General features: G+C 66.4%; 17 protein-coding genes. 11 read left to right on the top strand and 6 right to left on the bottom strand.

Translation table 11 applies throughout. The features are described 5' to 3' along the window. The first annotated feature begins 436 nt into the window (after positions 1–436). Genes ACGFNJ_RS20560 through ACGFNJ_RS20570 form a run of 3 tightly spaced genes read left to right on the top strand, consistent with a single transcriptional unit; the run spans position 437 to position 2,415 of the window. Positions 437–919, top strand: coding sequence for an HIT family protein (locus ACGFNJ_RS20560; RefSeq protein ID WP_393450275.1), 483 nt, complete (start codon positions 437–439; stop codon positions 917–919). Next, complete coding sequence (locus ACGFNJ_RS20565; protein ID WP_393450278.1) at positions 916–1,755, top strand: maleylpyruvate isomerase family mycothiol-dependent enzyme; 840 nt, start codon at positions 916–918, stop codon at positions 1,753–1,755. Before ACGFNJ_RS20560 ends, ACGFNJ_RS20565 begins: the two co-directional genes overlap by 4 nt. Positions 1,756–1,761: 6 nt before the next feature. Continuing rightward, entirely contained in the window at positions 1,762–2,415 is a 654-nt protein-coding gene (locus tag ACGFNJ_RS20570; RefSeq protein WP_393450280.1) for a Type 1 glutamine amidotransferase-like domain-containing protein, read from the top strand. Here ACGFNJ_RS20570 and ACGFNJ_RS20575 read toward each other — a convergent pair. After that, a complete protein-coding gene (locus ACGFNJ_RS20575) occupies positions 2,396–3,190 on the bottom strand; it encodes a MerR family transcriptional regulator (RefSeq protein ID WP_393450282.1) in 795 nt (264 codons plus the stop codon). The genes ACGFNJ_RS20570 and ACGFNJ_RS20575 overlap by 20 nt on opposite strands. Positions 3,191–3,208: 18 nt before the next feature. Continuing rightward, the gene (locus ACGFNJ_RS20580; RefSeq protein ID WP_393450284.1) at positions 3,209–3,760 is read right to left on the bottom strand and encodes a GtrA family protein; all 552 of its coding nucleotides are present in this window, start codon (positions 3,758–3,760) and stop codon (positions 3,209–3,211) included. Between the two features lie 238 nt (positions 3,761–3,998). On the opposite strand from ACGFNJ_RS20580, the gene ACGFNJ_RS20585 reads away from it, so the two are divergent. The 5 genes from ACGFNJ_RS20585 (at position 3,999) to ACGFNJ_RS20605 (ending at position 9,080) form a co-directional block, all read left to right on the top strand. Beyond that, on the top strand, positions 3,999–5,357 hold the full coding sequence (locus ACGFNJ_RS20585) for an FAD-binding oxidoreductase (RefSeq protein WP_393450286.1): 1,359 nt from the start codon (positions 3,999–4,001) through the stop codon (positions 5,355–5,357). A 56-nt stretch (positions 5,358–5,413) separates the two neighbouring features. After that, positions 5,414–5,701 (top strand): GNAT family N-acetyltransferase, encoded by a 288-nt coding sequence (locus tag ACGFNJ_RS20590; protein WP_393450289.1) that lies wholly within the window; start codon positions 5,414–5,416, stop codon positions 5,699–5,701. Between the two features lie 118 nt (positions 5,702–5,819). Next, positions 5,820–6,440, top strand: coding sequence for a TetR/AcrR family transcriptional regulator (locus tag ACGFNJ_RS20595; RefSeq protein ID WP_393450292.1), 621 nt, complete (start codon positions 5,820–5,822; stop codon positions 6,438–6,440). A 189-nt stretch (positions 6,441–6,629) separates the two neighbouring features. Next, positions 6,630–8,207, top strand: a complete 1,578-nt coding sequence (locus tag ACGFNJ_RS20600; RefSeq protein WP_393450295.1) for a flavin-containing monooxygenase — start codon at positions 6,630–6,632, stop codon at positions 8,205–8,207. Between the two features lie 9 nt (positions 8,208–8,216). Next, the gene (locus ACGFNJ_RS20605; protein ID WP_393450298.1) at positions 8,217–9,080 is read left to right on the top strand and encodes a hypothetical protein; all 864 of its coding nucleotides are present in this window, start codon (positions 8,217–8,219) and stop codon (positions 9,078–9,080) included. Between the two features lie 228 nt (positions 9,081–9,308). Here the strand turns inward: ACGFNJ_RS20605 and ACGFNJ_RS20610 are convergent, their stop codons facing one another. Next, positions 9,309–10,466: an acyl-CoA dehydrogenase gene (locus ACGFNJ_RS20610; protein ID WP_069165028.1), complete on the bottom strand. Its 1,158-nt coding sequence runs from the start codon at positions 10,464–10,466 to the stop codon at positions 9,309–9,311. A gap of 133 nt (positions 10,467–10,599) precedes the next feature. Next, positions 10,600–11,286, bottom strand: coding sequence for a TetR family transcriptional regulator (locus ACGFNJ_RS20615; RefSeq protein WP_393452201.1), 687 nt, complete (start codon positions 11,284–11,286; stop codon positions 10,600–10,602). Between the two features lie 96 nt (positions 11,287–11,382). Between ACGFNJ_RS20615 and ACGFNJ_RS20620 the strand changes: the two genes are divergently transcribed. The 3 genes from ACGFNJ_RS20620 to ACGFNJ_RS20630 are packed head-to-tail and all read left to right on the top strand — an operon-like array spanning position 11,383 to position 12,273. Further along, the gene (locus tag ACGFNJ_RS20620; protein WP_393450301.1) at positions 11,383–11,841 is read left to right on the top strand and encodes a helix-turn-helix domain-containing protein; all 459 of its coding nucleotides are present in this window, start codon (positions 11,383–11,385) and stop codon (positions 11,839–11,841) included. Positions 11,842–11,843: 2 nt separating this feature from the next. Beyond that, positions 11,844–12,014 carry a hypothetical protein gene (locus ACGFNJ_RS20625; protein WP_393450304.1) on the top strand — a complete coding sequence of 57 codons (171 nt, stop codon included), beginning with the start codon at positions 11,844–11,846 and terminating at the stop codon, positions 12,012–12,014. 13 nt (positions 12,015–12,027) lie between these two features. After that, positions 12,028–12,273 carry a hypothetical protein gene (locus tag ACGFNJ_RS20630; protein ID WP_393450307.1) on the top strand — a complete coding sequence of 82 codons (246 nt, stop codon included), beginning with the start codon at positions 12,028–12,030 and terminating at the stop codon, positions 12,271–12,273. Here the strand turns inward: ACGFNJ_RS20630 and purE are convergent, their stop codons facing one another. After that, positions 12,274–12,822 carry a 5-(carboxyamino)imidazole ribonucleotide mutase gene (gene purE, locus ACGFNJ_RS20635; RefSeq protein WP_393450310.1) on the bottom strand — a complete coding sequence of 183 codons (549 nt, stop codon included), beginning with the start codon at positions 12,820–12,822 and terminating at the stop codon, positions 12,274–12,276. It abuts the gene before it with no gap. Then, complete coding sequence (locus tag ACGFNJ_RS20640) at positions 12,815–14,041, bottom strand: 5-(carboxyamino)imidazole ribonucleotide synthase (protein ID WP_393450313.1); 1,227 nt, start codon at positions 14,039–14,041, stop codon at positions 12,815–12,817. Before ACGFNJ_RS20640 ends, purE begins: the two co-directional genes overlap by 8 nt. Positions 14,042–14,052: the final 11 nt, after the last annotated feature.

The raw sequence follows: 14,052 nt of genomic DNA on the forward strand, positions 1-14,052 counted from the left end.
TCGAGCTGAGCTTCAGGCAACAGAGGGCTGGCCGGACGTTGTTACTTGAGAGTAAGTTCGCCCAAATCCTCGCAACTGTACCCGGCGAGGAGTGCGGACTGCTGAGACGCCCGTCACAAGATCATGCCGGATTTCGACGGATTGCCGGATTCCTCGGGTCGTCGCGGCCCTCATCGTTGCCTCCTATATTCGTCAGGCGTTCGGGTGTGGCGTCGAGAATGATCGTGGTCGCCTCCGGAGGTCCCGACAAGAGCGAACGTGCAGGTCCATTACTTACCCGCAGGTTGGGCTCCCGCTCAGCACCATGGTCCACCACTGCAACCGTGACGTGCATCATGGCCATTCCCATGCCGAGGGGGATGCCAAGTAGAGCAGTCGGCGGGCTTGGCGAATACAGGGCTGTTGCCGACCACTCGTACGCCGTAAGGTCCAGCCTGTGAACGACTGCGTCTTCTGCCGCATCGTGGCAGGCGAGGCCCCGGCAACGAAGGTGTACGAAGACGACACCCTCTGCGCCTTCCTCGATATCCGGCCCATTGCCCGCGGACACATGCTGGTGATTCCCAAAGTGCACGCCGCCGAGCTGGAAGATCTCGACGCCGACACCGGGTCGTACATCTTCCGGGCAGGCCACCGGCTCGCGCTGGCCATCCGGCGAAGCACGCTGGCCGCGGACGGCGCCAACCTGGTGCTCAACGACGGTAAGGCGGCATTTCAAACCGTCCCGCACATCCACCTGCATGTGATCCCGCGCAAGCACGGCGACAAGATGCGCTTCGCGGCCGGCTTCATGCTGCGCAGACCCTACGATCCGCAGTCCACCGCGTCCGCGATCCAGGACGGCATCGCGGCGCTGGAACGCGAGGAAGAATTGAACAACCACAAGCGGCCGGGCACCGACGAAGGAGCGCAAGAATGACCGATCCGACCCTGGACCGCACCGCGCTGACCACGGCACTGTTCGAGGAATGGGACGCGATCGCCGCGCTGGTCACCGATATCGACGAAAACCGCTGGCGCACACCGACAGCGCTGCCGGGCTGGAGCGTCTTCGACACGCTCGCCCACGTCGCGGGCGTCGAATCGTGGCTGCTCGGCGAGCGTCCGCCCGCGCACGACCAGGCCACGGAGAAGGTCGACGTCAGCACGCTGCCGCACGTGCGCAACCAGACCGGGGTGCTGAACGAGATCTGGGTCGACCGGCTGCGGCCGCTGCCTGGCGCCCAGCTGCTCGAGTTGTTCGGCGATGTCGTCGGCCGCAGGCGAAAAGCCCTGTCCGCCATGGGCGAGCCGGAATGGCAGACCGAAACCCCGTCGCCGATCGGGCAGGTCAGCTACGGCCGGTTCATGCGGGTGCGGCTGTTCGACTGCTGGATGCACGAGCTCGATATCGCCGACGCGCTCGGTGTTCGGGTCGACGAGGGTGGCCGCCGCGGCGAGCTGGCGTTCGCCGAGTTCCTCGGCAGCGTGCCGCGAGTGGTGGTGAAAAAGGGTGGGGCACCGGATGGTTCGCGGATCACCTTCGCGGTGACCGGCGCGTTGGCGCGACCGTTGCACATCCAGGTCGCGGGGCGGGCGAGCTTCGTCGACGCGTTCGACGAGCCCGCCACCGTCGAAATCCAGCTGCCGTCCGAGCTTTTCGTCCGGCTCGGCGGTGGACGGACCACCGCCGACGAGCACCTGGACCAGATCGCGATCACCGGAGACGAGCAGCTCGGGCTGCAGCTGGTGCGCAACCTGGCCTTCACGCTCTGATCCGCGATGCGACTGTTCCTGTCCAGCTACCGGTTCGGTGCGCACTACGACCGGCTCGCCGCGCTCGTCGGCGCGCCGGGCCGGGTTGCGCTGATCCCCAACGCCTGTGACGCGTGGCCCGACATGTGGGCGGCCGCGGTCACCAGCGACGTCGTGCCGCTGCGCAGGCTCGGCTATGCGCCGGAGACGATCGACCTGCGTGATTTCGTCGATCAGCCGGCGGAATTGGAGCGGACGCTGGCCGACTTCCCGCTGATCTGGGTGCGCGGCGGCAACACCTTCGTGCTGCGCGCCCAATTCGCCCGCAGCGGCGCCGATCTCGTGCTGCCAAGGCTGCTGGCCGACGATGTGCTGGTGTACGCCGGATACAGCGCGGGCGCCTGCCTGCTGACGCCGGATCTGCACGGTCTGGAAGTCGCGGACGATCCCGCCGAGGTGCGCCCCGCCTGCGGCATCGAACCGCAGTGGGACGGACTGGGATTGGTCGATCACCGGATCGTGCCGCATCTCGACTCGCCGACCGACCCCGATGGCGACTGCGCCAGGATCGCCGAACGCTATCGGGCCGATGGCGTCGCGCATTGGGCGCTCACCGACGACGACGCGGTGGTCGTCGACGGTAACCGCATCGATCTGCTGCTCAGTCCAACGGCGTCATGAACGACCACAGCCGCTGTTCGAGGTCACGCGCGCTGTAATCGCGGTAGCCGTAGAACTGATCGGTGGGCTCGTAGAGGATGTCCGCGCCCGCCGCCTTCGCATGCCGGAAATGCGCGTCGACGTCCTCGACGACGATCGACATGCCCTCGGTGCAGGCGCCGACCGTGATCGGCGACTGCAGGTTGAACTGCTCGGAGACATGATGCAGCCAGATCACGCCGTCACCGGCGGTGACCTCGGCGTGGTAGACGGTGCCGTCTTCGCCTTTGGTGATGCGGCCGGGCTCCATGCCGAACACGGAGGTCAAATAGTCGTGGGCGGCCGCGATGTCGCGGTAGACGAGCGTCGGGATGCGGCGCTGAATCTTCGTGTCGAGCATGGCCATGTCCTCCAAAGTGTCCAGCAGCTCCCGTGTTTCGAGGCTGCGCTGGTCGGTGACGGTGGCGACCATGGCGGCCAGGCGCTGCCGCAGGCGATGGCCGACGGCGAGCCTGCGATCGAGCTCGGCGACGTGCCTGGCCATCACGCCCGCGAGGTCCCAGGCGGGGTCGTCGAGAGCGGCGGCCACCTCGTCCAGGCGCAGGCCGAGATTGCGCAGCAGGCCGATGCGGTAGAGCCGTTGCACGTCGTCGGTCGAATACAACCGGTGCCCGGCACCCGAGCGGACGGACGGTGAGAGCAGCCCGATCTCGTCGTAGTAGTGCAGGGTGCGGACGGTCAGCTTGGTCACCGTCGCGAGCTCGCCGACCTTGACGTATCCGTTCGTGTTCGCCACATCAGTGACGCTATGACCTCACGTGGCGTGAGGTGCAAGTTCCTTCGTCGCGGCGCCGCGGAACACGACCCAGCGCATCGCGCTGTACATGTAGACCGCCTCGCACGCACCCGCCAGCATTCGGGACACGTGGTACTGGAGGCCGAGCGCGGCAAGGCCGGTGCCGACACCGAGGATGAACGCGACATAGTTGATCGCGACCACCACCGCGTAGACGACGGCCTGCTTGCCGACCGGCGCGTGCGAATGGAAGTTGAAGGTGCGGTTGAGCACGAAACTCAAACCGAACGCGCACACGTAGGCGACGGTGACCGAGAGCCACACCGGCAACCCGAACAGCCCGTGGAACACGGTGAGCAGCAGCAGATCGACGCCGAAGGTGAAGCTGTTGATCAGCGCGAAGCCGAGAAAAGTCGGCGGAACGAGACGATGCAGCCCCCACGGCAGTCGGGCGATCACGGCCTCGCACCATCGGGTGAACCGGTCCGCGATGGTGTCGGTGGTCCTCGCCAGCTCGTGCACGCCGCCAGCCTGCCAGCGGTAGGTGTCCGTCAGATGATCAGTCGGCAAACCAGCCGGTCAGCTGATCTGGGCCGTCGAGCTTCCCGCGGCGCCGTTGTCGAGTTGCCACCCTGTGCGCGATGCGCACGCCCCTCCCGGCATTCTTGCCTCGAACGACACCGAGCACCACTGAGGCAGGCGACCTCACATCGTGATCACCAGGGAAAGTTAGACTCTGACGACTGATTTCGGCCAACGCCACTGTCCCCCGGTGCCTAGGTCTGGAACTCGGAGAGGCGGGCGAGCTGTGGATTTACATGACCTGATCGACGGACTATCCGACGGGGCGGTGGTGACCGACCCCGACCTGCTCGCGAGCTACCGGCAGGACTGGGCGCGCGACCCCGACGCAGGCACTCCGCTCGCTGTCGTGCGCGCGACCGGCACCGATGACGTCGCACGCACGCTGAAGTGGGCGCACGACAGGCGGATTCCCGTGGTGCCGCGCGGCGCAGGGTCCGGACTGTCCGGCGGCGCCACCGCCGTCGACGGCGGGCTGGTGCTGTGCACCGAGCGGATGCGCGGGATCACCGTCGACCCGGTCACCCGGACCGCGGTCGTGCAGCCGGGGCTGCTGAACGCGGAGGTCAAGAAGGCGGTCGCGGAACACGGCCTGTGGTATCCGCCGGACCCCTCGTCGTTCGAGATCTGCTCGATCGGCGGCAATGCCGCGACCAACGCAGGCGGGCTGTGTTGCGTGAAGTACGGCGTGACAACCGATTACGTGCTCGGCATGGAGGTAGTGCTCGCCGACGGCACCGTGGTCCGGCTCGGCGGGCCACGACTCAAGGATTCGGCCGGGCTGTCGCTGACCAAGCTTTTCGTCGGCAGCGAAGGCACTTTGGGCGTGATCACCGAGCTCACGCTGCGCCTGCTGCCCGCACAGCCGCCGCAGCACACCGTCGTCGCGACCTTCGCGTCGCTGACCGACGCCACCGCCGCGATCCTCGCCATCACCGGCGAATTGCGGCCGTCCATGCTCGAATTCATGGATTCGGTGTCGATCAACGCGGTCGAGAACGAGCTACGGATGGGCCTGGACCGCAAGGCCGCGGCGCTGCTGGTCGCGCGGTCGGACGCGCCCGGCGAGTTCGCCGGACGCGAGGCCGCGATCATGGTCGCCGCCTGCGAGAAGGCCGGTGCGACAGAGGTTTTCCAGACCGCGGACGCCGAGGAGGGCGAAGCCTTCGCCGCCGCACGACGTTTCGCGATTCCGGCGGTGGAGAAGCTCGGCTCGTTGCTGCTCGAGGACGTCGGTGTGCCGCTGCCTCGGCTCGGCGACCTGGTCACCGGTGTCGCGGCGATCGCCGAGCACAATCAGGTGACCGTGTCGGTGATCGCGCACGCGGGCGACGGCAACACCCATCCGCTGATCGTGCACGATCCGGCCGACGCGGCCATGACCGACCGGGCGCACCAGGCGTTCGGCGAGATCATGGATCTTGCCATCGCGCTCGGCGGCACCATCACCGGCGAGCACGGGGTCGGGCGGCTCAAGAAGGCGTGGCTGCCCGACCAGCTCGGGCCCGACGTCATGGCGTTGACCCACCGCATCAAGGACGCGCTGGACCCGCACGGCATTCTCAATCCGGGTGCGGTGCTCTGACCCGCAGGCCGCCGTCACCAGGAACATTCACTGCCGCGAAGGAGTTTCATCAGATCATGACCACCAGACTCGAGCACAACGTCGTCGATACTCGTTTCGAGATCTATCTCGACGACACTCTCGCGGGCTATGCCGACTACGCGGAGCGGGACGATCCGAAGGTCCGCGACTTTCATCACACGATGACGTTCCCCGAGTTCCGTGGGCGCGGGGTGGCCGCGCAGGTGGTCGAATACGCGCTGCAGGATTCGCGTGACGCGGGCTATGCCGTGATCCCGACCTGCTGGTACGTCGAGAAGTACATCGCCGAGCACCGCGAGTACGCGGACCTGGTCGCCACCTAGGACCTCCCCGGCCCGCAGTAGCGGCACTGCGGGCAGGTACCCGGCGAGCTCCCGGCGGGACGCGCTTCTCGTCTAGGTTTGCAGTGTGACGCGGTCGCGAAGAGGTTCAGGGCGACCGATGGGTCGGCCGGTGGATCCCGAGCTGGCCGTGCGGCGGCGGGCGGCGCTGGTGGCGGCCGCCTATCAGGTGTTCGGTGAGGTGGGCTATCACGCCGCGGGCATCACCGAGATCACCAAGCGGGCCGGGCTCGGTCGCGGGACGTTCTACATCTATTTCGAGAGCAAGCGCGCGATGCTCGACGCGGTCTTCGACGACGTCTTCGCCAGGCTGCTCGACACGGCGGTCGACGTGGTGGGGTCGACGCCAATGACGTCATGGGCGGACGCCGAGCGGCGGTTGCGGGCGATCACCGAACGGATGTTCGCGTTGTTCGATGAAAACCCGGGTATGACCACGATTTTCGCGCGGGACGGGCTGATCGATCAGGAGATCACCGCACGGGTTTTCGGAATGCTCAGTGCGCTCGAACTTTCGATGGTGAGCACGTTCGAGGAAGCCGTTCGCACCGGTGTGGTGCATCGGGATATCGATCCGGAGTTCGCGGCGATCGCGATGGTCGGGTTGCCGCTCGGGGTGTTGCAGCACGAGTTGCGGGAGCCGATGAGTGCGGTGCGGCGAACGGCGTTGGTGGACTTCATGATCGATACGCTCGGCGCGTCGTTGCGACCGACACGCTGAGGAACGACGACCGGTTGCCTGGACGAAAGTTGGTGGCCAGCACTTTCATGAACGGCCGACCATAAAAGCGGCGCAGACCTGTTCATCGTGGGTTCCACCGGCGCATACTTACCTGGTCGACGGTTCACAAAAGTCGACTTCCGCGCCGGTCTACCACCGGAAGCTGGTGGCACAACCGGGGGATTCACCATGGCAGACAAGCCAGACCACGAGATCGTCGTTGTCGGCGCAGGGCTGTCCGGACTCGGCGCAGCCATGAAACTGACACGGGCAGGCATCCAGGATTTCGTGATCCTCGAACGCGGCGGCGATGTCGGCGGAACCTGGCGGGACAACACCTATCCCGGCGTCGCAGTGGACGCGCCGTCGTTCTCGTACCAGTACCCGTTCGAGCTCAATCCCGAATGGACCAGCGTGTTTCCGAGCGGGGCCGAGGTCAAGGCGTATATCGACGGCCTCGTCGAGAAGTACCGGCTTCGGGCGCACCTCAGGCTGAATACCGAAGTGACCCAACTCATCTGGGATGAAGGCGCGCATCTGTGGCGGTGCGAGCTCGGATCGACGGTGTGCACCGCGCGATTCGTCATCGCCGCATTCGGCGTGTTCACCCAACCGAAGCTGCCCGACATTCCCGGACTGGACGAATTCACCGGCACGGCAATGCATACCGCGCGCTGGGACCATGCGTGCGCGATCGCGGGCAAACGCGTCGCGGTGATCGGCACCGGCGACAGCGCCATTCAGATCATCCCGTCGATCGCACCGCTCGTCGACAAGCTCGACGTGTATCAGCGCAGGGCGATCTGGATCCTGCCGCGCCCGGATCACTCACTGCGGCGGGCACATACACTGTTTCGCCGCTGGCCGATCGTGCACCGCGCGATTCGGCTGGCGGTCAGCGCGGTGCTCGACACCGTGATGTTCCTCGGCGTCCTCCGGTATCGGCAATTGCCGTTCATCGTGCGCATGGGTGAATCGCTGGCCAAGTCACACCTGCGATCCCAAGTCACGGATCCGGTGATCCGTGATCGACTGACCCCGCGATATCGACTGGGCTGCAAGGTTCCCGGCCTCTCGAACACCTATCTGTCCACCTTCAACCGCACCAACACCGAGCTGGTGACCGAGGGCATCGAACGCATCACCGCGACCGGCATCCGCACCAGGGACGGCGTGCATCGCGAGGCCGATGTGCTCGTGCTGGCCACCGGGTTCCTCTTCGCCGAGCCGGACAACGCACCGCCGATCCCCGTGCGCGGCCGCGACGGTCTCGACCTGCGCACCTTCTGGGCCGAACAGCGCAAGCAAGCCTACGAGAGCGTGTCGGTGCCCAAGCTGCCCAACGCTTTTCTCATCCTCGGCCCCTACTCGCTGACCACGGGCTCGTGGATGCCGATGATCGAAACCTCGACCCACCACGCGATTCGGGTGATCCAGGAGGCGCGCGCACGCGGAGCGACCCACGTCGAAATCCGCCAGGAGCCACACGACGCCTTCTTCCGCGACATCCGCGCCCGCATGGGCGACACTCCCCTTACTCCCGCTACCTGCGGCGGCGCCAACAGCTACTTCTTCGACGCGCACGGCGACGCCACCGCGATCCGGCCCGCCACGTATCTCGAAACATATTGGCGTAGTCGGTATTTCGATCTTGACCACTACCGATATCGGACCGGCGCACAGCACGGGTACAGCACGAACCGCCGTCGATACATTTCTGCAAATATGTCCCATTTACCCCTCCCGCTGCGGCGTAGGCCGCATTAGGGTCGAGGCATGGATACCACCAGCGCCGGTCGGTGTGCGCGAGCAACGGACCTCATCCACTCGATGACGTATTTCGCCCCCGAAACGGAGCAGTACCTCACCGAAGCAGGTCTTCGGCCGGGCCGGATGTGCTACTTCGCCGGCCGCGCCGCCCCGATGGGCGCGGTGGGCCCCGGCGTCGTTGCCGCCACCTTCTTCAACTTCAACCCCGAGCTCGTCGCCCGTCACATTCCGAGGGCATGGACCCTCGCCACCCCCGAAGCGGTGGTCGAGGCCCGGTTTGCCTCGGTAGACGCGGCACTGCGCCGTCTACTCGGCAACGAACTGGCCACCTCCGCGGTGATCGCCGAGGCCGCCGAGCTGGCGCGCACGGCAGCCCTGGCCTGCACCGTCGAGGGCAGGCCGCTCTACGCGGCGCACGCCGACCTCGACTGGCCGACCGAACCGCTGCTTGTGCTGTGGCACGCAGTCACCCTGCTCCGCGAGCATCGCGGTGACGGCCACATCGCGGCCCTGCTCGCTGCGGACCTCAGCGGTCTCGAAGCCCTTGTCACCCACACCGCGAGCGGTCGTGGCTTCACGCCCGCCGCCGCCCAACTGACCCGCGGCTGGACCCCGGAGCAGTGGGCCGACACCGAGAACGCCCTGCGCGAGCGCGGCCTGCTCACCGAAGACGGCACACTCACCGACGCAGGCACCAAGCTGCGCACCGAACTCGAAACCGAAACCAACCTGATGGCTCTTGCCCCCTGGGCCGCCCTCGGCGACGAAGGCGTGCAACGGCTCACCGAGATCGGCAAAACCCTCTCCGCAACCCTCCTCGCCGCAGGCGCCCTCCCCGCCAACACTTTTACCGCAGGCCCGAAAAGCTGACGCACCACGTCACCCGACGATCCCGCGCCCGTTGCCGCACCAAGGTCGGCAATCTCGATGAGTACGTGCCGAGGGGGCACTGGTGGCGGCATCGGCCGAGAGGCCAACAACCTCAGTGCCCCCTGATCACTTGTCCAGCAGCATATCTCGGATATCCCGCCGATAAGAGGTCAGAATGACAAATGCCCACCGGATCTGTTGAGCCGGTGGGCATTTCGTTGGTAAAAGTTAGCGGAGTAGCGCGCGGCTCATGACGACGCGCTGAATCTGGTTGGTGCCCTCGTAGATTTGGGTGATTTTGGCGTCGCGCATCATGCGCTCGACCGGGAAGTCGGTGGTGTAGCCTGCGCCGCCGAAGAGCTGGACGGCGTTGGTGGTGACCTCCATGGCGACATCGGAGGCGAAGCACTTGGCGGCCGCCGAGATGAAGCCGAGGTTCTTCTCGCCACGCTCGGCACGGGCCGCCGAGGTGTAGACCATGAGGCGCGCGGCCTCGATCTTCATCGCCATGTCGGCAAGCATGAACTCGGTGTTCTGGAAGCTGGCGATGGTCTTGCCGAACTGCTTGCGGTCCTTGGTGTAGGCGATGGCCGCGTCCAAGGCGCCCTGGGCGATGCCGACGGCCTGCGCGCCGATGGTCGGGCGGGTGTGGTCGAGGGTCTGCAGCGCGGTCTTGAAGCCGGTGCCCGGCTCGCCGACGATGCGGTCACCGGGGATCCGGCAGTTCTCGAAATACAGTTCCGCCGTAGGCGATCCCTTGATGCCAAGCTTGTGCTCGAGCGGGCCGACGACGAAACCCTCGTCGTCCTTGTGCACCAGGAAAGCCGAAATACCGTTGGCGCCCTTGTCCGCATCGTTCACCGCCATGACGGTGTACCAGGAAGACTTGCCGCCGTTGGTGATCCAACACTTGGAGCCGTTGAGGATCCAGTCGTCGCCCTCCTGCTTGGCGCGGGTGCGCATGCTGGCGGCGTCGGAGCCGGCCTCGCGCTCGGACAGCGCGTAGGAGGCCATCTCACCGTTGACGATGTCGGGCAGCACCTTCTGCTTGAGCTCCTCGGAGCCGTTGAGGATCAGGCCCATGGTGCCGAGCTTGTTGACCGCGGGGATGAGCGAGGACGAACCGCAGACGCGGGCGACCTCTTCGATCACGATGCAGGTGGCGACCGAGTCGGCGCCCTGGCCGCCGTAGGCCTCCGGCACGTGCACCGCGTTGAAGCCCGCGGCGTTGAGCGCGGTCAGCGCCTCCTCGGGGAAGCGGGAGTTGCCGTCGACGTCCTTGGCGTGCGGCGCGATCTCCTTCTCCGCGAGTCCGCGGATGGCCGCGCGCAGTTCGTCGTGGAAGTCCTCGAGCTTGAACAGGTCGAAATCGGGGTTTCCCGCCATGGGGTGCACTCCTGGTCGTCGGTACATGTCGGCACTCAGTGCCACATTCAGCTCAAGTATACGCAGAACAATTGCGATAACGTGCGGATACTCCCTGGCACTCAGTGTCAGATAGGTCGCACTTCGACCTAGATCAAAGACTACTCAGCTTGCGCGCGACCAGCTCGGCAACCTGCCGCGGCGGGGTATCGCGCGGAAACACCGCGACCACCAGCTCATCCGACGCCGGACGAGGGCCCGCGCCCCGGGGAATCGCGGCCAGCTCGACCCGCAGATCCGCCGCGCCCGCATCCGACTCGCCGCGCACCATCCGGCGCAGCAGATAGTTGTGCGTCGCCGTCACCGCCGCCGTGTACTGCACCCGCGCCAGATCCGGCACCTCGGGCAGCCGCTCCCGCAGAAAATCGGTGAACAACCGCTCGTACCGAAACACCGTCACGATCTCCCGCTCCCGCAGCGCAGGCACCCGCCGCACCACCTGGTATCGCCGCTCCGCGATCGCCCGCCACTGCGTGAACCGCTCGAACACCTGAACCACCGCATCGCACACCGTGTCCCACGGATCCCCCTGCGCCCCAGCCAAGAATTCCGCCGCCTGCGCCAACTGCGATTCGTGATCAGCAAAGATCACATCCTCTTTCGACCGGAACTGCCGAAAGAACGTCCGCCGCGATATCCCCGCCGCCTCGGCAATCTCATCCACCGTCGTCGCCTCATACCCCTGCTCGGCAAACAACCGCAACGCCTGATCCACCACGGTCAGCCGAAACTGCGCGTTGTCCTCCCCGCCCCGCAACCGCCCCTCACCAGTAGTCACCAGCCCACCGTAGCGAGGGATCCGATCCCACCGCGCCAACGCAGCGCTCTTTCGATTATTTCGTTTGTTTCGCATACTGCGAATAAGGAGGTGGTTGCCGTGGCACGGTTGCAGGCCGCGAAGCGGACGGAGCCCGGAAAGATCGATGCCGATGTGGCCGCTCGCGCCATGCGTCGGATCAAGGACTACCTCATGCAGCACCCCACGGAGCAGAACATCCGGGTGACGCGCGAACACCCTGGCGAAGACGCCCTCGTCTTGCCCAGGGAAGCCGTCAGCCTGCTGGCATTCATCCTGGCGCAGGCCGCCGAGGGACGCGGTGTGTCAGTAGTCCCGTCGCACGCGGAACTCACCACCCAGCAAGCAGCCGACATGCTGAATGTCTCCCGGCCCTACGTGGTCGGACTGCTAGAAGCAGAGGAGATTCCGTTCCGGTTCGTCGGCCGCCACCGGCGGATCAGGTACGAGGACCTGAAGCGATACCAGCAGCAGAACCAGGCGAAAAGTAAGACCGCCGCAGACGAGCTGGCCCGCCTCGGTCAAGATCTCGGCATCTGACCGTGGCCTTCGTCGTGGTGTACGACGCCAATGTCCTGTACGGAAATGCCCTGCGCGACTTACTGATTCGAATCGCCATGGCCGGCTTGGTCCAAGCGAAGTGGACGGACAAGACCCTCGACGAAGCACTCTCCAGCCTCGCGGACAAACGACCTGACATCAGGGTCGGGTAGCTTCAGTCCTTCGATGTCGAATCTCGCTGAATTTCCCCCGGATGCGCTGAGCCCCTGGAACATTGAGGCGAAGAGCCCGGACGATTTCTTGCTCGACCAGATCGACCTCGATGACCGGGTGGTCTGGGCGTGTCTCCAGCAGATCGCGGATTCACACACCAATCCGCCGGAAACCGTCGAGGACGTGCTCGACGCACTCGACAGTGCGGGCCTCGTGGAAGCCGTTGCGGCCCTTCGCGCCGGCGGCCTCGACTGCTGATCAGCCGAGGAGTTTGGTGCGGAGGGCCTCGTCTTTTTCTAGGACCATTTTTTCCAGGCCTGCTTGGAACTGTTGCATGCGGGTGCGCAGGGCGGGGGTGTTGGCGGCGAGGATGCGGACCGCGAGGAGGCCTGCGTTGCGGGCGCCGCCGATGGAGACGGTGGCTACCGGGACGCCTGCGGGCATTTGGACGATGGACAGGAGGGAGTCCATGCCGTCGAGGTATTTGAGGGGGACGGGGACACCGATCACCGGGAGGGGGGTGGCGGAGGCGACCATGCCCGGCAGGTGGGCGGCGCCACCCGCGCCGGCGATGATGACCTGGATACCGCGGTCGGCGGCGTCGCGGGCGTAATCGAGCATGCGCTGCGGGGTGCGGTGCGCCGAGACGACGCCGACCTCGAAGCGAATGCCGAACTCCGCCAACGCTTCCGCGGCGGCTTCCATGGTCGGCCAGTCGGAGTCCGAGCCCATGATCAGGCCGACCTGCGGACCGGAGCCAGCGTTACCAGGAGCGGAGCCTGCGGAGCGGCCATCGTTACTACTCATGGGGATCCCATCCATCCGTCCAAATGGCGTGCGACATCCAATACGCCGCCCGCTCAGCCTTTTCCCGCACCACGGCGACGTCGTCACCGAGAACGTTGATGTGTCCGATCTTCCGGTCGGGTCGTTCACCCTTCCCGTACATGTGCACCTTCGCGTCGGGCATCCGCGCGAACAAATGGTGCAGACGCTCGTCCATCGACATGCCAGGCGCCTCGGCGGCACCGAGAATGTTGGCCATCACGGTGACCGGAGCCAGCGGGCTGGTATCACCGAGCGGGTAGTCGAGGACCGCGCGCAAGTGCTGCTCGAACTGTCCGGTGCGGGCGCCGTCCATCCCCCAGTGCCCGGAGTTGTGCGGGCGCATCGCCAGCTCGTTCACCAGCAGCGTGCCGTCGTTGGTCTCGAACAGCTCCACCGCCATCGCGCCGACGACACCGAGCTCCTTGGCCAGGTTCAACGCCAGCGTCTCGGCCTGCGCCGCCAGATCGTCGTCGAGATCGGGTGCGGGCGCGATCACCACGGCGCATTGACCGTTGCGCTGCACGGTCTCCACCACCGGCCAGGTCGCGGCCTGCCCGAACGGCGACCGCGCCACCATCGCGGACAACTCGCGCCGCAACGGCACCTTCGCCTCGGCGAGCAACTGCACCCCGTGCGCGAGCTGCTCGGTGACGATCGCCGCGGCCGCGTCGGCCGACTCGGGCATCCACACCCCGCGCCCGTCGTACCCGCCGCGCACCGCCTTGAGCACGATCTGCCAGTTCTGCTCGGCCCCGAACCGCACCGCGTCCTCGACGGAGGTCACCGGCGCGAATGCGGGCACGGGCAGCGCGAGCTCGGCCAGCTTCACCCGCATGGCCAGCTTGTCCTGCGCGAAGACCAACGCCTGCGGCGGCGGCTGCACGTTCACCCCCTCCGAGACCAGGGCCGCGAGATGCTCGGTCGGCACATGCTCGTGATCGAAGGTCAGCGCGTGCGAACCGACGGCGGCCTTACGCAGCGCGGTCAGATCGGTGTGGCTTCCGAGCACCACGTCGGGACTGACCTGCGCGGCGGGGTCGTCGGGATGCTCGGCGAGCACGCGTAGCCGCTGGCCGAGCGCGATCGCCGCCTGGTGCGTCATGCGCGCCAGCTGGCCGCCACCGATCATGGTGACGGTCGGCATGGTCGAAGGATCGAAGGAGCGCACGCTCGGCTCCGTCGTGACCGCTGTGTTCATGGGCTCCCTCA

Origin of the sequence: Nocardia sp. NPDC049149, assembly GCF_043197455.1 — a bacterium.
In the GTDB taxonomy this organism is placed as follows: Bacteria; Actinomycetota; Actinomycetes; order Mycobacteriales; family Mycobacteriaceae; genus Nocardia.

What these genes read in the sequence shown, in the direction of transcription:
- ACGFNJ_RS20565 (WP_393450278.1), top strand. Translation starts at nt 916, where the DNA reads ATGACCGATCCGACCCTGGACCGCACCGCGCTGACCACGGCACTGTTC.
- ACGFNJ_RS20570 (WP_393450280.1), top strand. Translation starts at nt 1,762, where the DNA reads ATGCGACTGTTCCTGTCCAGCTACCGGTTCGGTGCGCACTACGACCGG.
- ACGFNJ_RS20590 (WP_393450289.1), top strand. Translation starts at nt 5,414, where the DNA reads ATGACCACCAGACTCGAGCACAACGTCGTCGATACTCGTTTCGAGATC.
- ACGFNJ_RS20595 (WP_393450292.1), top strand. Translation starts at nt 5,820, where the DNA reads ATGGGTCGGCCGGTGGATCCCGAGCTGGCCGTGCGGCGGCGGGCGGCG.
- ACGFNJ_RS20600 (WP_393450295.1), top strand. Translation starts at nt 6,630, where the DNA reads ATGGCAGACAAGCCAGACCACGAGATCGTCGTTGTCGGCGCAGGGCTG.
- ACGFNJ_RS20605 (WP_393450298.1), top strand. Translation starts at nt 8,217, where the DNA reads ATGGATACCACCAGCGCCGGTCGGTGTGCGCGAGCAACGGACCTCATC.
- ACGFNJ_RS20610 (WP_069165028.1), bottom strand. Translation starts at nt 10,466, where the DNA reads ATGGCGGGAAACCCCGATTTCGACCTGTTCAAGCTCGAGGACTTCCAC.
- ACGFNJ_RS20630 (WP_393450307.1), top strand. Translation starts at nt 12,028, where the DNA reads ATGTCGAATCTCGCTGAATTTCCCCCGGATGCGCTGAGCCCCTGGAAC.
- purE (WP_393450310.1), bottom strand. Translation starts at nt 12,822, where the DNA reads ATGAGTAGTAACGATGGCCGCTCCGCAGGCTCCGCTCCTGGTAACGCT.
- ACGFNJ_RS20640 (WP_393450313.1), bottom strand. Translation starts at nt 14,041, where the DNA reads ATGAACACAGCGGTCACGACGGAGCCGAGCGTGCGCTCCTTCGATCCT.